The following is an 18,736-nucleotide window of genomic DNA, read 5'->3' on the forward strand; positions in this document are numbered from 1 at the left end:
CGCAGGCGGGCGGCGACACACCCTCGCTGGTGGCTGGCGGCCTCCTGGGCCCACATGCATCCAGATTTTCTCACGACCGGGTCATGGGCGTCACATCCGGGCCCGCAGAGCGAGACGGTCGCCGCGGTCACACGTGCTGCAGCGCCCAGGTGTGCATCGCGATGGCGGCCGCCGCGCCGGCGTTCAGCGAGCGTGTGGAGCCGTGCTGCGTGATGTGGACGACGACGTCGCACTCCGCCTGGGCCTCGGGCGTCAGCCCGCTGGACTCCTGGCCGAACAGCAGCACGCACCGGGCGGGCAGCGCTCGGTGCTCCAGGGGGACGGAGCCCGGCACGTTGTCCACCCCCACGACGGGCAGCCCGGCACCGCCGTCGACGCCGGCCGCCCACGCGGCGAACGCCTCCGCGTCCGGGTGGTGGTGCACGTGCAGGTAGCGGTCGGTGACCATCGCTCCGCGGCGGTTCCACCGCCGTCGGCCCACGACGTGCACCCCGGCGACGTTGAAGGCGTTGGCCGTGCGCACCACCGAACCGATGTTGAGGTCGTGCGCCCAGTTCTCGATGGCGACGTGCAGGAACCGGTCCGGCGGCCGACGGGCATCGAGGTCGGCGCGGACCGCCTCGACCGTCCAGTACCGGTACCGGTCGGCGACGTTGCGGCGGTCGCCCTGGGCGAGCAGCTCCGGGTCGTAGCGGGGGTCGTCCGGCGGCTCGCCCGGCCACGGGCCGACGCCGACCTCCTCGGCACCGACCTCCGCGCCGCCGGCGCCGGCGTCACGCATGCTCGTCGCTCCGCACGGCCTCCCACCAGATCGCCGCGCCGACGACGGCGGCACCCGCGACGGCGAGCATGAGCGGCCCGACGGCGGCCCCGCCGTCGGGTGGCGCGAGCAGGCCGCCCTCGGCGTCCTGCCAGGGCCACAGCGCCCGCAGGGAGCCGATCATGAGACCTGCGAGCACGGCCATCGTGACCTGCCGGCGGTGGTCGAGCAGCCAGTGCAGGAGCTTGACGAAGGAGGCGAGCCCGATGATCGCGCCGGCCGCGAACGCCCCGACGAACGCCAGGTCGCGGTCCTCCACGGCCTGCTGGACCGGGATGTACAGACCGAGCACCACCAGCAGCGTCGACCCCGACACCCCGGGCAGCACCAGCGCGTTGATGGCGATCGCCGCACCCCCGGCGACGTACCAGAGCGACGGGTCGGTCACACCGGCGGGCGGCAGCCCGACCAGGAAGAACCCCACGACCGCGGCTGCCAGGAGGAGCCCGAGGTCCTGGAGGCGGAACCGGTCCGGCATCATGCGCAGCGGCACGATCACGGAGACGGCGATCATGCCGAAGAACACCGACCGCACCGGGACGGGGTTCTCCTCCAGCAGCGGGGCGATGGTGCTCAACGAGACGAGCAGGACCACGGCCATCCCCACGAGGACCGGCAGCAGGAACCGACCGTCGACAGCGCGCACCGCACGGGCCGCCGGGCGCAGGCCACGCCCCTGGGCGATCCCCTGCACCAGCTCACGCCCGACGTGCACCACCTGGCTCGCGGCACCCAGGAGACGGTCGTACAGGCCGGTCACCAGCGCGACGGTGCCCCCGGAGATGCCTGGGACCGACTCGGCCATGCCCACCAGCCCGCCGCGGACGGCGAGGCCCGGCGCGGCTCGCCAGGACGTGCCTTGCGAGGGCGCGGCGTGGCGACGCACGGCGCCGGAGTGGGTCGTGTCCTGAGGCTCGTCGGTCACGCTGCGAAGCCTACGACCCCGACGGGCGCCGCTGGCGATAGCGTGTGCGCATGAGCGGACGGACGATCGAGTGCTGGCTGACGGACATGGACGGCGTCCTCGTGCACGAGGGACAGGCGATCCCCGGCGCGGCGGAGTTCATCGCGGCGCTGCGCGACGCGGGACGACCCTTCCTGGTGCTGACCAACAACTCGATCTTCACGGCGCGCGACCTGTCGGCCCGGCTGGCCCGCTCCGGGCTCGAGGTGCCGGAGGAGGCGATCTGGACGTCGGCCCTGGCGACCGCGAAGTTCCTCGCCGACCAGGTGCCGGGCGGGTCGGCGTACGCCATCGGCGAGGCGGGCCTGACGACGGCCCTGCACGCCGCCGGGTACACGCTCACGGAGACCGACCCCGACTACGTGGTGCTCGGCGAGACCCGCACGTACTCGTTCGAGGCGATCACCAAGGCGATCCGCCTCATCAAGGGCGGGGCGCGGTTCATCGCGACGAACCCGGACACGACCGGCCCGTCCACCGAGGGGCCGCTGCCCGCCACCGGCGCGGTCGCGGCGATGATCACGGCCGCGACGGGACGTTCCCCGTACTACGTCGGCAAGCCGAACCCGATGATGTTCCGCTCGGCGCTCAACCGGATCGACGCGCACTCGGAGACGACGGCGATGGTGGGCGACCGCATGGACACCGACGTCGTCGCCGGCATCGAGGCGGGCCTGGAGACGTTCCTGGTGCTCACGGGCTCCACGGCGAAGGACGAGGTGGACCACCACCCGTTCCGACCCTCGCACGTGGTCGACTCGATCGCGGACCTCGTCGCCCGCGTCTGAGGCACCGCTGCGCGGGCGCTCACCGCGGCAGGTACGAGGCGGCCCGTCCGACGACCTGGGCGACGTCGTCGAGCACGTCGAGGTCGGCGTGGCCCGCGCGCCACCACAGGAGCGTGCGCCCGTCGAGCCTCAGCGTCCCGCCGTGCAGCACCCCGGCGCCTTCGCGGGCCAGCTCCGCGCCGGTGCCCGACGCCAGCCACTGGCGGGCCGTGCGCTCGCTCTCGCTGCGGACGACGAACTTCTCGTCGAAGCCGGGCACTCCCACCTCGACGTCCGGGCGCCACCGGTCGGCCGGCCCGGGCGCCCGGACGTCCACCTGCCCGAACCCGCGGTCCAGGTGCGTCAGCACGACGTGGAAGGGGTCGGACGAGGTCATCGGCTCGGCCGGGCGCCCGTCGTGCGAGGTGCCGACGGAGCGCCGCTGCACCCCCAGCTCGAGGCTCCACACCTGCCGACGGTCCGCGCGAGCGGCCAGCAGCTGGCCGTACGTGTGCCCGACCGTGGTGTCGAGAGGTGCGCGCTTCGGGAACGACCGCGCCTCGTCCGGCGCGTCCGGCCGGTCCGGCAGGCTGTACGCGGTCCACCGTCCGGTGGCCTCGAGGGCCGCGAGCTCCTCGGCGCTGCGGACATGCCAGCGGCGCAGCGCGCGCTGATACCACCACCCGACGGCGACGGCCACGAGCATCCCGGCCGCGACGACGACCCACGTCTCGACGAGGCCGAGCACGACGAGGACGCCGCCCGCGACGGAGACCAGGAGCGGGGCCGCGAACGGCGCGAACCCGGGGCGACGTGCCGAGCTCACGCCAGACCGAGGTCGGCCAGGCCGAAGAGGTGGTGGTACGGCACCCCGAGAGCCTCGATCTTCTCCCCCGCGCCCGTGGCGCGGTCGACGATCGTGGCGCAGCCGAGCACCTCGGCACCCGCGGCGCGCAGCGCCTCGATGGCGGTGATGGGCGAGCCGCCCGTCGTGGTGGTGTCCTCCAGGACGACGACGCGACGGCCGGCGACGTCCGGTCCCTCGATCTGCCGCTGCATGCCGTGGGTCTTGGCGGACTTGCGCACGACGAACGCGTCGAGCTCCTGCCCGCGCGACGCCGCGGCGTGCAGGAGCGCGTCGGCGATCGGGTCGGCACCGAGCGTGAGGCCGCCGACGGCGTCGACCTCGGCCGTGCCGAGCCCGACCTCCTCCAGGTGGTCCAGCAGCACGTGCCCGACCAGCGGCGCGGCGCGATGGTGCAGCGTGATCCGGCGCAGGTCGACGTAGTAGTCGGCCTCCTTGCCGGACGACAGCGTCACCTTCCCGTGCACGACGGCGAGCTCCTTGACGAGCTCGAGCAGCTGTTCGCGGGGGGTGGGAGAGAAGTCGGCGGAAGTCACGGCACCAGGGTAGCCGGGGCGACCGCGCCGGAGGGCACCCGCGGGCGGATGTGTATTGCCTACGCATCGTGTATGCCATACGCTCGTGTGTGCCATACACACACAAAGGAGTCGCCATGAACGACCCGATGATCGAGGTCCGCGGGCTGCGCAAGGCCTACGGGCAGCACCAGGTCCTGCGCGACGTCGACCTCGACGTCAGGCGCGGCGAGATCTTCGCCCTGCTCGGCCCCAACGGCGCGGGCAAGACCACCACCGTGAACATCCTCACCACGCTCGTGCGCCCCGACGGCGGCACCGCCGTCATCGCCGGCGCCGACGTCGTGCGTCAGGCCACCACCGTGCGGCGCAGCATCTCCCTGACCGGGCAGTACGCGTCGGTCGACGAGTTCCAGACCGGCGAGGAGAACCTCGTCATGATGGCCGACCTCGCCCACCTCCCCCGGCGCGCCGTCCGCCGTCGGGCGGCCGAGGTGCTGGAACGCTTCGACCTCGTCGACGCCGCCCGCCGCAAGGTGTCGACGTACTCCGGCGGGATGCGACGCCGGCTCGACCTGGCGATCAGCCTGGTGGCCGACCCGGAGGTCCTCGTCCTCGACGAGCCGACCACCGGGCTCGACCCGGCGTCCCGCGCGCAGCTGTGGGAGGTGGTGCGCACCCTGGCGGCCGACGGCACGACGATCCTGCTCACCACCCAGTACCTGGAGGAGGCCGACCGGCTCGCCGACACCATCGCCGTGCTCGCCGACGGCCGGATCGCCGCCCGCGGCACCGCCACCCAGCTCAAGACCCTGGTCTCCGGCGAGCACGTGCGCGTGACGTTCGACGACGCGACGAGCCTCGCCACCGCCCGGGACCTCGCCCTCGCCGACCTGCCCGGCGTCGACGGCGCCGAGACGGACCACAAGTCCCTCGCTCTGACCATCGCCAGCACCGAGCCCGTCCGGACGATCCGTGACGTGCTCGAGCGGGCCGACGCCGGCGGCCTCGCCGTCTCCGGCGTGAGCGTCGTCAAGCCGACGCTCGACGACGTCTTCCTCGCCCTGACCGAACCCGGCCACCACCCGCGCACCCCCACCGCACCGGAGAAGCAGTCATGACCACCACCGTCCAGGCCCGACCGTCCACCCCCTCGACCCTCCGGCCCTCCAGGGCCCGCGGCGCCCCGCTGCGCGACGTCGCCACGATGGCGCGGCGGGAGGCGCGCCGCAGCCTGCGCTCCGTCGACGGGCTCATCACCGCGTTCGCCCTGCCCGTGCTGATCATGGTCGTCTTCGTCGTCATCTTCGGCGGCGCGATCAGCGGCGGCAGCGGCGACTACATCGACTACGTGGTCCCCGGCGTGCTCATCATGTGCCTCGGCATGAACTCCGCGACGGCCGCCGTCGGCGTCGCCCAGGACATGAGCACAGGCACCATCGACCGCTTCAAGACGCTGCCGATCTTCTCCCCGGCGGTCCTGTGGGGCCACGTCATCGCCAGCGTCGTGCGGAACCTCGCGTCCGCCGTCGTCGTCGTGCTCGCCGCGCTCGCGCTCGGGTTCCGGCCCGACGCCGGACCGGCCGGCTGGATCGGGTTCCTCGGCTTCGCGGCGCTCGCCGTCGTGACCTTCACCTGGATCAGCACCGTGCTCGGCCTGGTGCTGAGCGTCGACAGCTCGCAGTCCGTCAACATGATCTTCCTCTTCATCCCCTACCTCAGCTCCGGGTTCGTGCCGGTGGAGACCATGCCCGACTGGTTGCACGGCTTCGCCGAGCACCAGCCGTTCACCTCGATCATCGAGACCGTGCGCGGCCTGCTCATGGGCACGCTCGAGGCCGCCACGCTCCTCACCGCGCTCGCCTGGCTCCTCGCGTTCCTCCTGGCGAGCCTCGTCAGCGGGTCGGTGCTCTACGGTCGGCGCACCGCACGCTGACCGTGCAAGGCCACGACGACGTCCCCGGCGCGGCAACGACGACCGGTCGGGGATGATGGGCACATGATCGACGCGACGGACGTGCCCGAGCTGCCACCTCGCCTCGCGCTCGCCTGGGGGGTCGCCGAACGCCCCGAGAAGGTCCCCCGGCGCGAGCTGAGCACCGAGCGGATCGTCGAGGCCGCCGTCGAGATCGCCGACGCCGAGGGACTGGCCGGCGTCTCGATGGCTCGCGTGGCCAAGAGCCTCGGCTTCACCACGATGTCGCTGTACCGGTACGTCACCAGCAAGGACGACCTGCTGCTGCTCATGCAGGAGGTCGCGTTCGACGTCGAGTTCCCGCCCGCGCACGAACCCGCCGAGTGGCGGGCCGAGCTGCGCGAGTGGGCACTGTTCACGCTGGCGCTCTACCGCAACCACCCCTGGGTCCTGGACATCCCGATCACCGGGGCGCCCATGACCCCGAACAACCTCCGCGCCGCCGACGCCGGCCTGCGTGCGCTGCGCTCCACGGCGCTCGCCGACGGAGAGAAGGTCGCCGCGATCCTGCTGGTCAACGGCTACACGCGCAACGCCGCACTGCTCGGCCGGGACCTGCTGCGCGCCGCCGACCAGACCGACGGCACGTACGACGCGAACGGCATCGCCGACACGCTGCGCGTGCTCGTCGACGAGGTCCGCTTCCCGTACCTGCGTCCCCTCGTCGAGCGGGGCACGTACGTCCCCGAGGTCCCCGAGCTCGACGAGGTCGACGAGGTCGACGACGTCGCCTGGGGTCTCGAACGCACCCTCGACGGCGTGGCTGCGTTCATCGCGCGGCACGCCGGTGGGGACGGGACCTCCGACAGCACCGGTCCGGCGCACGAGCCGCCCGACGACGTCGTGACCGCCGAGGCCACCGCCGTCGTGCACGCCTACGCCTCGGACGCGAAGGTCAAGAAGGCTGCGACGAAGCGCAAGGAGGCCGAGCGGAAGGTGCGGGAGGCCCGCAAGTGGCTGCGCGAGCTGGAGAAGGCCGAGCAGGTGGCCCGCCGGGCCGAGGCCGAGGCGGCGCGCCTGGCCGCGGAGCGCGCGGCCCGGGACTGAGGCCCCGTCAGCGGTAGTGGCCGATCGCCCGGACGGCAGGGCGCGGGAGGATCCTCAGCAGCGCCGACCCCGCCTTGTACCGCAGGGACGGCGTCGAGATGACGACGCCGCGGCGGACGTCGGCGAGCGCCTGCGCCACCACCGTCGGAGCGTCCAGCCAGCCGGCCGACGGGATGGACGCTGTGTCGAGCCCGGCGCGCTCGTGGAACTCCGTGCGCACGAAGCCGGGGCACAGCACGGTGGCCGTGACCCCGGTGCCCCGCAGGTCGACGGTGAGCCCCTCGGTGAACGACCGCACGTAGGCCTTGGCGGCCGCGTAGGTGCCACCCGTGGTCAGCGCCGCCACCGATGCCACGTTGAGGACGGCGCCGCGCCCCCGGGAGGTCATCTGCCCGACGGCGGCGTGCGTGAGCTGGACGACGGCGCGGACCATCACGTCCACCGCCCGCAGCTCGGCCCCGACGGCCCCGCCGACGAACCGTTGAGCCGTGGCGAACCCGGCGTTGTTGACCAGCAGCCCGACGGGGCGCCGTCCGTCGTCCGGCTCGTCCCCCGTCACCGCCAGGCGCTCGGCGACCCGGGCGACGTCGTCGGGCACGGACAGGTCCGCCGCCAGGACCTCCACCTGCACGCCGGCGGCGGCGCGGATCTGTCCCGCCACCTGGTCGAGGCGCTCGGTGGTGCGGGCCACGAGCACGAGGTCGTGGCGCGCGGTGGCGAGCTGCCAGGCGAACTCCAGTCCGAGGCCAGCGGTAGCACCGGTGACGAGCGCGGTTCCCATGACCGCACTCTAGAGGGTCCCGTGCATCGCCGGGCACCCGACCGGTCGGGTGCCCGCGAGCAGGCGCGGGCCCCGCGGCCTTGACCCTCACGCGACGTCAGGCCTGAGGCTGGCCGCATGACCGACACCTTCCCCGCCTTCTCCGTCAGCCCCGTGCCGCAGCCCTTTCCCGGTGTGCAGGCGCCCGAGCTCTTCCGCGGCATCTACGGCATGCCCATGTTCGTCACCGTGCCGACCGACGACCTGGACGCGACGACCGAGTTCTGGGTGCGCGGCCTCGGCTTCTTCGAGCTCTTCTCCGCGCCGGGCACGTTGGTGCACCTGCGACGCTGGGCTTTCCAGGACGTCCTGCTCGTGCCCGCCCCGCCGGCGACCGGGCCGGTTCCGCTGAGCGTGAGCTTCTCGTGCGTACTGGACCAGGTGGACGAGATCGCTGTCGCGTGCGAGGAGCTCGTGCCGGGCTCCACGACCGGCCCTGACCTGCAGCCCTGGGGCACCGTCGACCTGGTGGTCGTGACGCCGGAGCGGACCCGGGTGGTCATGACCGCCGCCCGCCCCTGGGACGCGTCGAGCGCGGAGGCACAGCACGTGCGTGACGAGCTGGGCTTCGGCCCTGAGGGCTGACCCGTCGGGCGCCACCGCCGAGGAGCTGGGCACACTGGACGCCATGCCGTCCCGACACCACACCGGCGCCGGCGGTCTGACCGTCGGCGCCGCGGCCCGCGCCGTCGGCGTCACCGTGCGCACGCTGCACCACTGGGACGCGGTCGGCCTGGTGCAGCCGTCCTCGCGCACGTCCGCCGGCTACCGTCTCTACACGGCGGCGGACATGGCACACGCGCACCGCGTGGTCCTGTACCGCGAGCTCGACGTACCTCTCGACGAGATCGGCTCGCTGCTCGACGCCCCGGCGGGTGCGGATGCGTCCCTGCGCCGCCAGCGGGAGCTGGTCCGCGAGCGCCTGCACCGCCTGGAGCAGGCGGTCGGCGCCCTCGACCGCCTGATCGAGGCACGCGAGCGCGGCGTCCTGCTGTCGCCCGAGGACCAGGTCGCACTGTTCGGCGACGAGTGGCAGCCGTCGTGGGCGGCCGGGGCTCGGGAACGGTGGGGCGACACCGACCAGTGGGCGCAGTTCGCCGAGCGGGCGGCAGAGCGTACCGCCGAGGAGTGGCGGGAGATCGCGGCGGAGGCCGACGCGACCCTCGCCGCGCTCTCCGACGCCATGGGCCGGGGCGTCGTTCCCGGCGGCGACGAGGCGGACGCGCTCGCCGAGCGGCACCGCGCGTCGCTCGGCGCCTACTTCGACGTCACCCACGGCCGGCACGTGCTGATCGGGCGCATGTACGCCGACGACGCCGACTTCGCCGCCCACCACGACGCGCGCCGGCCCGGCCTGACCGCATGGCTGCGCGAGGTGGTCGACGCGAACGCCCGGGCGCACGGCGTCGACCCGGACACCGCCACGTGGGACTGACGGTCGCCGGTACCGTGGCGCCCGTGCGGATCGCCACGTGGAACGTCAACTCCCTGCGGACCCGGCTGGACCGGGTGCTGGCCTTCCTGGAACGCTCGGGCACCGACGTGCTCGCCATCCAGGAGACGAAGTGCCGGGACGACCAGGTGCCTCTCGCCGCCTTCGAGGCGGCCGGCTACGAGGTCGCCCACACCGGCTACCACCAGTGGAACGGTGTCGCGATCGTGTCGCGGGTGGGACTGGCGGACGTCGAGTCGTCGTTCGTCGGCCAGCCGGCGTTCGGCAAGCCCGACCAGGAGCCCCGCGTGGAGGCCCGCGCCCTCGGGGCGACGTGCGGCGGGGTGCGCGTGTGGTCCCTCTACGTGCCGCACGGCCGGTCCTTGACCGACCCCCACTACCCGTACAAGCTCGCCTGGCTCGAGGGTCTGCGGGCCGACGCCGCGAGCTGGCTCGCGGCGGACCGCTCGGCTCCCGTCGCGCTCCTCGGCGACTGGAACGTCATCCCGCGCGACACCGACGTCTGGGACCCGGCGGCGTTCGACGGGCACACGCACGTCTCGCCGGCGGAGCGCGCTGCCTTCGCAGCCTTTGAGGACGTCGGGTACACCGAGGTGACCCGGGAGCACGTGCCCGCCGAGCACACGTACACGTACTGGGACTACCAGCAGCTCGCCTTCCCGCGGAACAAGGGGCTGCGGATCGACTTCGCCTACGCCTCGCCGGCCCTGCGCGAGCGGGTCCGCGCGGTGACGATCGACCGCGACGAGCGCAAGGGCAAGGGTGCGAGCGACCACGTCCCCGTGGTCCTCGACCTCGCCGACCCCTCGCCGTCGCGCCGATAGGTTGGTGCCCATGACCGACGTGCCCGACCGTCCCGAGGACCCGCAGTTCGTCTCCCCCGGTCCGGGGACGGGCCCCGCGCCGGACCGCGTCCCGGCCGACGTCGGGATGCCAGGACCCGGCGGGCCGCCCGCGCGCGCGGCGTCCGCGCCGGAGCAGGTCCCCGGCGTGGCTGCCGACGACCCGGCCGCCTTCGGTGCCCGGTGGGGCGCCCCGGGCGGCCCGACCGCGGCGGAGCGCGCGGCGGCGCGGCGTCGGGCCCGGGCGTGGGTGGTCTCCGTGCTGGGCGTGATCGTCCTGGTGGTCGCCGTGGCCGCCGGCGGCGCGTGGGCGGTGGACCGGGCGCACGAGCAGGCCTGGGCGCCCGTGGCGGCGGACGTCGACGAGCCGCGGCAGGTCAACGCCGTGCAGCTCGTCCTCGGGTCGTGCGTGGCCGTGCTGCCGGAGGGGTCCGCCGTCGCGACCGTCGAGGTGGTGCCGTGCGGGGACGGGCACGTCGCGCAGGTCCTCGGCCGCCACGACTCGGCCGCTGACGAGATCTGGCCGGGCGCCGAGACCCTGACCGCTCGCGCGTCCCGCGCGTGCGGTCCGGAGCTGCTGGGCCCGCAGGCCGAGGAGGCGGGCGCCGGGGACGACCTGAGGTGGGTCGTGTGGACGCCGAGCGAGCAGTCCTGGGAGGAGGGCGACCGTGCCGGCCTGTGCCTCGCCGCCGGGGACGCACCGCGCACGGGGACCCTCCTGGAGTGACCGCCGTCACGAGAGATGTGAAGGTCGCCGCGCGACCTGCGTGAACGCCTTGCGCGGGCCCGTCCGACCTCCGCAAGGATCCGGCGATCCCGGAATTTCACCCGGTCGCTCTGACCTGTTCTGCCCCGGCAAGAACCGATGGGGCCGAAGAATCCGGCATGCACCGGCGGCCGGACTCCTTCACAAGTTCTCCGCGAAGAGCCCCGAGAACGCACCGTGACCTGATTGTGATCTGTTGCCGGCGCGGGCTAGCGTGCCCGGGTCACCCCGTCTCCGGGGTGAACGGTCGGACCACAAGCCCAGTGCTGCCGGTGGTCCGGCATCACCGAACCCACGGCAGCAGCGGGAGAACCACGTTCTTCGGCCGGACTCGTTCCGACCTCGGGGTTAAGCCGTCCCACGACGGCGGGCCATCACTTCTCGGCCTCATCCGACAGCTCATCTCGCAGGCTGGAGAGGTACCCATGTCCATCACCCAGCACAGCCCTGCGCGCCCGCAGGACGCCGGCGCACCGCGCCTGCGACGCTCCGTCGTCGCGATCACGCTCTCCGCCGCGCTCGCGGGCGGGACCCTCGTCGCCGGTGCCGCCACGGCCTCGGCCGCCCCGTCCACGACGGCCTCGGCCACGCCGACCACCCTGTCGACCGCCGGGCAGAGCATCGTCGCTGCCAAGAAGACCAAGCCTGCCGTCAAGGTCTCCGTGTCCCGCAAGGTCGCGAAGCAGGGCAAGGGCAAGACCCGCCCCCGCTTCACCGTCCACGCCACCAAGCACGGCGAGCCGGTCAAGGGCCGCGTCCGCCTCTTCGTCGACGGCAAGAAGGTCAACGTCAAGAAGCTCAACAAGAACGGCATCGTGCGCATGAAGCCGGTCCTGAAGCGCTACGACGTCGGCAAGAACCGGATCCGCCTGACCGTGGTCCCGGCCCGGTCCACGGGCCTGGTCAAGGCCAAGCGCTACCGCACCATCACGATGAAGGCGAAGCAGACCGGCGGCGCGAAGGTCGTCAAGGTGGCCAACCGCTACGTCGGCCACCGGTACACGTACGGCGGCACCCGCCCGTCGTCGGGCTTCGACTGCTCGGGCTTCACCTCGTACGTCTACCAGAAGGCCACCGGCAAGAAGCTGCCGCGCACGACGTCGGGGCAGCGCAACGCCGGCAAGAAGGTCTCGCGCAGCAACGCCCGACCGGGAGACATCGTCTACACGCCCGGCCACGTCTCGATCTACGCCGGCAACGGCAAGATCATCGAGTCGGCCCGCCCGGGCGTCGGCGTCGTGAAGCGCAGGATGTGGCAGGACAACCCGACGTTCGTCCGCATCTGACACCACCCGCACCGCCGAACAGGAACCTGGGCCCGTATTCCTCCGTGAATGCGGGCCCAGGTTCCTGTTCGGCGTTCCACCAAAGGTCGTAACCCAGGTTCCCCCTCCCGCCGGAAGCGACGACGACGTCGCACCGGACAGGCTGGATACGTCGCGCCGCCACCGGCGCGCTCCACGAGAGGGGAACACGTGCCCGCCATCCAGATCACGGGACTGCGCAAGTCGTACGGCCCGTTCGACGCCGTCCACGACGTCGGCTTCACCGTCGAGCCGGGACGCGTCGTCGGGCTCCTCGGCCCGAACGGCGCCGGCAAGACGACCACGCTGCACGTCCTGCTCGGCCTGGCCGCGCCGACCGCCGGCCAGGCGCTCGTCCAGGGTCGCCGCTACGGCGACCTCGACGACCCCGCCCGCACGGTGGGCGCCCTGCTCGACGCCGGCGGTCTGCACCCGGGCCGGACCGGCCGCGACCACCTGCGCATCCTCGCGCTGGCCGCAGACCTGCCCGGGCGCAGGGTCGACGACGTCCTGGCGCTCGTCGGGATGACGCCGGCCGCGGACCGCCGCGTGCGGACCTACTCGCTCGGCATGCGCCAGCGGCTGGGTCTCGCCGCCGCCCTCCTCGGCGACCCGGCGATCCTCGTCCTCGACGAGCCCGCCAACGGTCTCGACCCGGCCGGCATGCGCTGGCTGCGCGAGCTCCTGCGCGGGTTCGCGGACGACGGCGGCGCGGTGCTGCTCGCCAGCCACGTGCTCTCCGAGGTGACGCAGGTGGCCGACGACGTCGTGGTGCTCGGCCAGGGCCGGGTCATCACGGCCGGCCCGCTCGACGAGCTGGCCCGGGACAACCCCCTCGAGGACGTCTACCTCGACCTCACCGCTGCGACCGAAGGAGTGCGTTGATGTTCCTCGCTGAGCTGCTCAAGCTGCGTTCCACCCGTGCCCCGTGGGTGGTCGGCATCGTCGCCGTCGCCGGCGCCGTGCTCGTCCAGTCCACGACCCTCCTCCTGCCTCGCCTGGCCGACCGCCTCGGTGGCCTCGGCGGCACGTCGTCCGAGATCGCCACCGACCTGGTGCCCGACCTGACCGCGATGACCGACCTCGGTTCCGCCTCCGTCCAGCGCGGCATGCTCGACCTGCTGGGCAACGGACCCTCCGGGGCGGGGTCGGTCGGGGTCGCGACGCTCTGCCTGCTGATCCTCGGCGTGCTCGCGGGGACCACGGACTTCCGCACCGGTGGCGTCGTCCCGACCGCTCTCGTCGTCCCGTCCCGCGCCCGGGTGCTGCTCGGCAAGGCCGGTGCGACGGCGGTCGCTGCGCTGGTGATCGGTGTCGCCCTCGCGGTCGTCGGCGCACTGGGTCTCGCCGTGGCGATCGCGACGACGCCGGGGGCCGGGCTCGCGATCAGCGGCGCCGACGCCCTGGCCACCTGGGTGCGCGGGCTGTGCGTGCTGGTCGCGCTCGCGTGGCTCGGCCTCGGCGTGGGCGTGCTCGTCCGCGGCCAGGTGGCGGCGATCGTCGTCGTCGTGGGGGCGGCGTTCGTCGAGCCGCTCGTCCAGGCGACCGTGGCGCTGCTCTCCGGTGGGACGTCGTCGGCGATGTCGTGGCTGCCGCTGACGCTCGGGTCGCTCGCGTCCACGGGCCAGGGGGCGTCCGGCCTCCTGGGCGGGAGCGCCGCGTTCGGGGCAGGAGCAGCCCTGGCCGGCCTCGCCGTCTGGGTCGTCGTCGTGCTCGGCGGCGGCGCGGTGATGTTCCGGCGCCGGGACCTGACGTAGCCTCGGCGCAGCGACCGACGGGAGGCAGCACCGGTGATCGGCTCTCTGCGCGCGCGTCTCGCCGCCACGACCACCCTGCGCCGCGACGCCCTCCTGGGCGCCGCGGTCGGGGTGATGACCGTCGCGCTGTTCCTCGTGGTCGAGCAGGTCACGATCGACGAGGTGCTCCCCCTGGTCGCCCAGGACGCCGTCGGTGAACGCCCGGCCGGCGCCCGCCTCGCGGTGGTCGCCGTCATCCTCGGGCAGGCGACGCTGCTGACGGTGCGTCGTCGGTCGCCGCTGCTGTGCCTGGTCCTCACCACGGCAGGTCAGGTCGCCCTCGTGGCGGTGCTGCCCCCGCTGATGTCCTTCCAGACGCCTGCCACCCTCGTGGCGGCCTACTCGGTCGGCGCCTACGTCCCACGGCGCGTGGCGCCCTGGGTCGCGGCCGGAGCCGGCGTCGTCCAGACCCTGCTCGCCTTCGCGCTCACCGGTCCGCTGCCGGCCCAGGTGCCGGGCGCCGGCACCGTCGCGTCCCAGCTCTGGACCGGGCTGCTCTCGGCGGTGCTGGCGTACGTCGCCGCCGCCCTCGTCGGGGCGTACGTCGGTACGCGTCGCGAACTCGAGGCGCAGCTGCGCGAGCGGGTGACCCAGGCCGAGCGGGAACGCGAGGCCCGAGCCGCCCAGGCGGTGCTCGAGGAGCGCGGACGCATGGCCCGCGAGCTGCACGACGTCGCCGCGCACCACCTGTCGGGGATCGTGGTGCAGGCGGCCGCGGCGGAACGCCTCGTCGGGACGGACCCGGACCGGGCCCGCGAGTCGCTGCGCTGGATCCGCGCCCAGGGACGGTCGACGCTGGACGACCTGCGCCTCGTCGTCGGGCTCCTGCGCTCCGACGACGGTCCGACGGGCCACGACGCCCGGGACGCCCGGGACGGGGACGCCCCGCAGCCCGTGCTCGACGACCTGCCGGCGCTCCTCGAGCTCGCCCGGTCGACAGGGACCGAGATCCGCCACGAGGTGCGGGGGCGAGCGGCCGAGCTCCCGGCGAACGCCCAGCGCACCGTCTACCGCGTCCTGCAGGAGTCGCTCGCGAACGCGCGCCGGCACGCGCCGGGACAGCCCGTGGGCGTCGTGCTCGACCACCGGCCGGCCGAGCTGGTGCTCACCGTGCGCAACCGGGTCGCGGTGGGCAGCGGGGTCGCCGGCCGGTCCGACGACCGGCCGAGAACTGCGACACCGGGGCACGGCGTCATCGGCATGACGGAGCGTGCCGCGCTGGTCGGCGGCAGCCTGGAGGCCGGCACCACGCCCGACGGCGCGTGGCGGGTACGGCTCGCGGTCCCGGTCGCCGGGCAGGGGGCGTCGTGACCCGGGTCGTGCTGGTGGACGACCAGGCGGTCGTGCGTGCCGGGTTCGCGGTGATCCTGGGCAGCGAGGGGATCGACGTCGTCGGCGAGGCGTCGAGCGGCACGCGGGCGATCGAGGTCGCCCGCGAGCTGCGTCCCGACGTCGTCTGCATGGACGTACGCATGCCCGGCGGCGACGGCATCACGGCGACGCGCGCGCTCGCCGGGCCGGGCGTCGCCGACGCCGTCCCCGTGCTCGTGGTGAGCACGTTCGACCTCGACGACTACGTGTTCGGCGCGCTCGAGGCGGGCGCCAGCGGATTCCTTCTCAAGGACGCCGAACCGGAGGTCCTGGTCGACGCGGTCCGCCGCGTGGCGTCCGGCGACGGGCTGGTGGACTCCTCGCTGACCCGCCGGGTCATCGACGAGTTCGCCCGCCGCCGCGCGCCCGCCGCCCGGGACACGGACGCGGCGAGCCTGCTCACGGCGCGCGAGCACGAGATCGTCGCCCGGCTCTGCCGGGGCTCGTCGAACGCGGAGATCGCCGCCGCGCTCGTCCTCGAGGCCAGCACGGTGAAGTCGCACCTGGGCCGGATCATGACGAAGACCGGCACCCGTGACCGTGTGCAGCTCGTCGTGTGGGCGTTCGAGCACGGCGTCGCGGCCGCCGGGCGCTGAGCGGCCGGCGCCGACGCGCCACGGATGGTCCGCGATCAGGCGTTGAGCACCTCGGGGGCGACGGTCAGCCCCGCGCCCTCCGGGTCGCGGTCGACGACGACCCGGTCGCCGTCGGCCACGTCCCCGGACAGCAGCTGCCGGGCGAGCCGGTCGCCGATCTCCCGCTGCACCAGGCGCCGCAGCGGCCGCGCGCCGTACGCGGGGTCGAACCCCTCCAGGGCCAGCCACTCGCGGGCGGCGTCGGTCACCGACAGCGTGATCTGCCGGTCCGCGAGCCGTGCCGCGAACGCGGCGACCTGCAGGTCCACGATCCGCCCCAGCTCGGCGAGCGAGAGCGCGTCGAAGACGACGACGTCGTCGAGCCGGTTGAGGAACTCCGGCTTGAACGCCGTCCGCACGGCCGTGAGGACGTTCTCCCGCTTCGTGGCGTCGTCGAGCGTCGGGTCCACGAGGAACTGCGAACCCAGGTTCGACGTCAGCACCAGGATGGTGTTGCGGAAGTCGACGGTGCGGCCCTGGCCGTCGGTCAGACGGCCGTCGTCGAGCACCTGCAGGAGGATGTCGAAGACCTCGGGGTGGGCCTTCTCCACCTCGTCGAGCAGCACCACGGAGTAGGGCCGACGGCGGACGGCCTCGGTGAGCTGGCCACCCTCCTCGTAACCGACGTACCCCGGCGGGGCGCCGACCAGGCGGGCGACGCTGTGCTTCTCCGAGTACTCGGACATGTCGACGCGGACCATCGCCCGCTCGTCGTCGAAGAGGAACTCCGCGAGCGACTTGGCGAGCTCGGTCTTGCCGACACCGGTGGGACCCAGGAACAGGAACGAGCCGGTCGGGCGGTCGGGGTCGGCGACGCCGGCCCGCGAGCGACGGACGGCGTCCGACACGGCCCGCACGGCGCCGGTCTGCCCGATGAGCCGCTGACCCAGCACGTCCTCCATGTCGAGGAGCTTCTCGGTCTCGCCCTGCAGCATCCGCCCGGCGGGGATGCCGGTCCAGGCGGAGACCACCTCGGCGATCTCGTCGGCGCCGACCTTGTCGGCGATCATCGGCGCCTCCCGCTGCGTGCCCCCCTCGTCGGTCTCCGCGGCGACGACGTCCGCGGCGACGGCGTCGGCCTCGGCCTGCTCCGCGTCGGCGAGCTCACGCTCCACGGACGGGATCTCCCCGTACAGCAGCCGGGCGGCGGCCTCGAGGTCGCCGTCGCGCTGCAGCCTGTCCGCCTCGGTGCGCAGCTCGTCGATGCGGGCGCGCAGGTCGCCGACACGGTTGTGGCCGGCCTTCTCCGACTCCCAGCGGGCGGTCAGGGCGGCCAGCTCCTCGCGGCGGTCCGCGAGGTCGGCACGCAGCTTCTCGAGCCGGGCGCGCGACGCGGCGTCGGCCGAGCCCTCGTTGTCCTTGAGGACGACCTCCTCCATCTCGAGGCGGGTGACGGCCCGCTGGAGCTCGTCGATCTCGACCGGCGAGGAGTCCATCTCCATGCGCAGCCGGCTGGCGGCCTCGTCGACGAGGTCGATCGCCTTGTCGGGGAGCTGACGGCCGGTGATGTACCGGTCGGACAGCGCCGCGGCCGCCACGAGGGCGGAGTCGGCGATGGTGACCTTGTGGTGCGCCTCGTACCGCTCCTTGAGCCCGCGCAGGATCGCGACGGTGTCCTCGACGGACGGCTCGCCGACGAACACCTGCTGGAAGCGGCGCTCGAGGGCCGGGTCCTTCTCGATGTTCTCCCGGAACTCGTCGAGCGTGGTCGCGCCCACCATCCGCAGCTCGCCCCGGGCGAGCATGGGCTTGAGCATGTTGCCGGCATCCATGGCCCCCTCGGAACCGGCCCCTGCCCCGACGACGGTGTGCAGCTCGTCGATGAAGGTGACGACCTCGCCGTCGGAGGAGGCGATCTCCTCGAGGACGGCCTTGAGGCGCTCCTCGAACTCGCCACGGTACTTGGCGCCCGCCACCATGCCGGCGAGGTCGAGCGCGACGAGCCGCTTGCCCTGCAGCGAGGTGGGCACGTCCCCGGCGACGATGCGCTGGGCGAGGCCCTCGACGACGGCGGTCTTGCCGACGCCGGGCTCGCCGATAAGCACCGGGTTGTTCTTGGTGCGGCGCGACAGCACCTGCACGACGCGGCGGATCTCGGCGTCGCGGCCGATGACCGGGTCGAGCCGGCCGTCGCGCGCCTGGGCCGTGAGGTCGGTGCCGTACTGCTCGAGCGCCTTGTACGTCCCCTCCGGGTTCGGGCTCGTGACGCGGCCGGAGCCGCGCACGGCGGGCAGGGCGGTGCGCAGGGCGTCGGCGGTGGCGCCTGCGGCCGTCAGCGCCTGCGCGGCGGCGGACTGCCCGGTGGCGGTCGCGATGAGCAGGTGCTCGGTCGAGACGTACTCGTCGCCGAGCGCCTCGGCCTCCTGGGCGGCTCCGGTCAGGACGGCCTGCATGGCCCGCGACGGCGAGGGCTGGGCGACGCCGTCGCCGGTGACGGTGGGCAGGGCGACGAGGGCGGCACGCACCTTCTGGCCGACCTGCTGCGAGTTCGCGCCCACGGCCTCCAGCAGCCCGACGGCGACGCCGCCCGTCTGCTGCAGCAGGGCGGCGAGCAGGTGGGCCGGCTCGAGCTGGGGGTTGCCGGCCGCCGACGCCGACTGGACGGCGTCGCCGATGGCCTGCTGCGACATCGTCGTGAACTTGGTGTCCATGGATCCTCCGGTTCCGCTCAGGGTTGGTCCGCTGGGATCAACCTCCGCAAAGTTGAGTCTATTCCACTCAACCTTGCTTCGCACGACCCTCGTCGGAGCACCCGCCGCAGCAGGTGCCGTGGCCGGCGTCCTGGGGGATGCTGGA

At 73.7% G+C, this 18,736-nt stretch carries 19 protein-coding genes and 1 riboswitch; of the genes, 13 read left to right on the plus strand and 6 right to left on the minus strand.

Features of this window, described 5'->3' with window-relative positions:
- Positions 1 to 127: 127 nt before the first annotated feature.
- Positions 128 to 781 carry a TrmH family RNA methyltransferase gene (locus UQW22_RS03055; RefSeq protein ID WP_407319369.1) on the minus strand — a complete coding sequence of 218 codons (654 nt, stop codon included), beginning with the start codon at positions 779 to 781 and terminating at the stop codon, positions 128 to 130.
- Positions 774 to 1,745, minus strand: a complete 972-nt coding sequence (locus UQW22_RS03060; protein ID WP_407319370.1) for a DUF368 domain-containing protein — start codon at positions 1,743 to 1,745, stop codon at positions 774 to 776. The genes UQW22_RS03055 and UQW22_RS03060 overlap by 8 nt, the downstream gene beginning before the upstream one ends.
- Before the next feature lie 50 nt (positions 1,746 to 1,795).
- Here UQW22_RS03060 and UQW22_RS03065 point away from each other — a divergent pair, with 50 nt between their 5' ends.
- The gene (locus UQW22_RS03065) at positions 1,796 to 2,572 is read left to right on the plus strand and encodes an HAD-IIA family hydrolase (RefSeq protein WP_407319371.1); all 777 of its coding nucleotides are present in this window, start codon (positions 1,796 to 1,798) and stop codon (positions 2,570 to 2,572) included.
- Between the two features lie 19 nt (positions 2,573 to 2,591).
- Here the strand turns inward: UQW22_RS03065 and UQW22_RS03070 are convergent, their stop codons facing one another.
- Positions 2,592 to 3,377, minus strand: coding sequence for a hypothetical protein (locus tag UQW22_RS03070; RefSeq protein ID WP_407319372.1), 786 nt, complete (start codon positions 3,375 to 3,377; stop codon positions 2,592 to 2,594).
- Positions 3,374 to 3,952: an orotate phosphoribosyltransferase gene (gene pyrE, locus UQW22_RS03075; RefSeq protein ID WP_407319373.1), complete on the minus strand. Its 579-nt coding sequence runs from the start codon at positions 3,950 to 3,952 to the stop codon at positions 3,374 to 3,376. Before pyrE ends, UQW22_RS03070 begins: the two co-directional genes overlap by 4 nt.
- Before the next feature lie 116 nt (positions 3,953 to 4,068).
- On the opposite strand from pyrE, the gene UQW22_RS03080 reads away from it, so the two are divergent.
- From UQW22_RS03080 to UQW22_RS03090, 3 genes are all read left to right on the plus strand, one after another.
- Positions 4,069 to 5,052 carry an ATP-binding cassette domain-containing protein gene (locus tag UQW22_RS03080; RefSeq protein ID WP_407319374.1) on the plus strand — a complete coding sequence of 328 codons (984 nt, stop codon included), beginning with the start codon at positions 4,069 to 4,071 and terminating at the stop codon, positions 5,050 to 5,052.
- Positions 5,049 to 5,867 carry an ABC transporter permease gene (locus UQW22_RS03085; protein WP_407319375.1) on the plus strand — a complete coding sequence of 273 codons (819 nt, stop codon included), beginning with the start codon at positions 5,049 to 5,051 and terminating at the stop codon, positions 5,865 to 5,867. The genes UQW22_RS03080 and UQW22_RS03085 overlap by 4 nt, the downstream gene beginning before the upstream one ends.
- Before the next feature lie 63 nt (positions 5,868 to 5,930).
- Positions 5,931 to 6,953 (plus strand): TetR/AcrR family transcriptional regulator, encoded by a 1,023-nt coding sequence (locus UQW22_RS03090; protein WP_407319376.1) that lies wholly within the window; start codon positions 5,931 to 5,933, stop codon positions 6,951 to 6,953.
- 7 nt (positions 6,954 to 6,960) lie between these two features.
- Here UQW22_RS03090 and UQW22_RS03095 read toward each other — a convergent pair whose 3' ends face one another.
- Positions 6,961 to 7,734: an SDR family NAD(P)-dependent oxidoreductase gene (locus UQW22_RS03095; protein WP_407319377.1), complete on the minus strand. Its 774-nt coding sequence runs from the start codon at positions 7,732 to 7,734 to the stop codon at positions 6,961 to 6,963.
- A gap of 117 nt (positions 7,735 to 7,851) precedes the next feature.
- Here UQW22_RS03095 and UQW22_RS03100 point away from each other — a divergent pair, with 117 nt between their 5' ends.
- The 9 genes from UQW22_RS03100 to UQW22_RS03140 all read left to right on the plus strand — a co-directional run bounded on the left by UQW22_RS03100 (position 7,852) and on the right by UQW22_RS03140 (position 15,901).
- Positions 7,852 to 8,358, plus strand: a complete 507-nt coding sequence (locus UQW22_RS03100; protein WP_407319378.1) for a VOC family protein — start codon at positions 7,852 to 7,854, stop codon at positions 8,356 to 8,358.
- Between the two features lie 43 nt (positions 8,359 to 8,401).
- Positions 8,402 to 9,208, plus strand: a complete 807-nt coding sequence (locus tag UQW22_RS03105) for a MerR family transcriptional regulator (protein ID WP_407319379.1) — start codon at positions 8,402 to 8,404, stop codon at positions 9,206 to 9,208.
- A gap of 23 nt (positions 9,209 to 9,231) precedes the next feature.
- Positions 9,232 to 10,050, plus strand: coding sequence for an exodeoxyribonuclease III (locus tag UQW22_RS03110; protein WP_407319380.1), 819 nt, complete (start codon positions 9,232 to 9,234; stop codon positions 10,048 to 10,050).
- Positions 10,051 to 10,060: 10 nt separating this feature from the next.
- A complete protein-coding gene (locus UQW22_RS03115; RefSeq protein ID WP_407319381.1) occupies positions 10,061 to 10,795 on the plus strand; it encodes a septum formation family protein in 735 nt (244 codons plus the stop codon).
- Between the two features lie 313 nt (positions 10,796 to 11,108).
- Positions 11,109 to 11,258, plus strand: a riboswitch (cyclic di-AMP (ydaO/yuaA leader).
- Position 11,259: 1 nt separating this feature from the next.
- Positions 11,260 to 12,120, plus strand: a complete 861-nt coding sequence (locus tag UQW22_RS03120; RefSeq protein ID WP_407319382.1) for a C40 family peptidase — start codon at positions 11,260 to 11,262, stop codon at positions 12,118 to 12,120.
- Positions 12,121 to 12,309: 189 nt separating this feature from the next.
- Positions 12,310 to 13,023, plus strand: a complete 714-nt coding sequence (locus UQW22_RS03125; protein WP_407319383.1) for an ABC transporter ATP-binding protein — start codon at positions 12,310 to 12,312, stop codon at positions 13,021 to 13,023.
- The gene (locus UQW22_RS03130; protein ID WP_407319384.1) at positions 13,023 to 13,895 is read left to right on the plus strand and encodes a hypothetical protein; all 873 of its coding nucleotides are present in this window, start codon (positions 13,023 to 13,025) and stop codon (positions 13,893 to 13,895) included. The genes UQW22_RS03125 and UQW22_RS03130 overlap by 1 nt, the downstream gene beginning before the upstream one ends.
- A gap of 33 nt (positions 13,896 to 13,928) precedes the next feature.
- Positions 13,929 to 15,245, plus strand: a complete 1,317-nt coding sequence (locus tag UQW22_RS03135) for a sensor histidine kinase (RefSeq protein WP_407319385.1) — start codon at positions 13,929 to 13,931, stop codon at positions 15,243 to 15,245.
- A complete protein-coding gene (locus tag UQW22_RS03140; RefSeq protein ID WP_407319386.1) occupies positions 15,242 to 15,901 on the plus strand; it encodes a response regulator in 660 nt (219 codons plus the stop codon). The genes UQW22_RS03135 and UQW22_RS03140 overlap by 4 nt, the downstream gene beginning before the upstream one ends.
- Positions 15,902 to 15,936: 35 nt before the next feature.
- Here the strand turns inward: UQW22_RS03140 and clpB are convergent, their stop codons facing one another.
- Positions 15,937 to 18,591, minus strand: coding sequence for an ATP-dependent chaperone ClpB (gene clpB / locus UQW22_RS03145; RefSeq protein WP_407319387.1), 2,655 nt, complete (start codon positions 18,589 to 18,591; stop codon positions 15,937 to 15,939).
- Positions 18,592 to 18,736: the final 145 nt, after the last annotated feature.

It is taken from the genome of Isoptericola halotolerans, from assembly GCF_045689585.1.
GTDB classification, from domain to species: Bacteria; Actinomycetota; Actinomycetes; order Actinomycetales; family Cellulomonadaceae; genus Isoptericola; species Isoptericola halotolerans_B.

Coding starts and splice junctions, on each gene's coding strand:
- UQW22_RS03055 (WP_407319369.1), bottom strand. CDS start 781: ATGCGTGACGCCGGCGCCGGCGGCGCGGAGGTCGGTGCCGAGGAGGTC.
- UQW22_RS03065 (WP_407319371.1), top strand. CDS start 1,796: ATGAGCGGACGGACGATCGAGTGCTGGCTGACGGACATGGACGGCGTC.
- UQW22_RS03080 (WP_407319374.1), top strand. CDS start 4,069: ATGAACGACCCGATGATCGAGGTCCGCGGGCTGCGCAAGGCCTACGGG.
- UQW22_RS03085 (WP_407319375.1), top strand. CDS start 5,049: ATGACCACCACCGTCCAGGCCCGACCGTCCACCCCCTCGACCCTCCGG.
- UQW22_RS03090 (WP_407319376.1), top strand. CDS start 5,931: ATGATCGACGCGACGGACGTGCCCGAGCTGCCACCTCGCCTCGCGCTC.
- UQW22_RS03095 (WP_407319377.1), bottom strand. CDS start 7,734: ATGGGAACCGCGCTCGTCACCGGTGCTACCGCTGGCCTCGGACTGGAG.
- UQW22_RS03100 (WP_407319378.1), top strand. CDS start 7,852: ATGACCGACACCTTCCCCGCCTTCTCCGTCAGCCCCGTGCCGCAGCCC.
- UQW22_RS03105 (WP_407319379.1), top strand. CDS start 8,402: ATGCCGTCCCGACACCACACCGGCGCCGGCGGTCTGACCGTCGGCGCC.
- UQW22_RS03115 (WP_407319381.1), top strand. CDS start 10,061: ATGACCGACGTGCCCGACCGTCCCGAGGACCCGCAGTTCGTCTCCCCC.
- UQW22_RS03120 (WP_407319382.1), top strand. CDS start 11,260: ATGTCCATCACCCAGCACAGCCCTGCGCGCCCGCAGGACGCCGGCGCA.
- UQW22_RS03130 (WP_407319384.1), top strand. CDS start 13,023: ATGTTCCTCGCTGAGCTGCTCAAGCTGCGTTCCACCCGTGCCCCGTGG.
- clpB (WP_407319387.1), bottom strand. CDS start 18,591: ATGGACACCAAGTTCACGACGATGTCGCAGCAGGCCATCGGCGACGCC.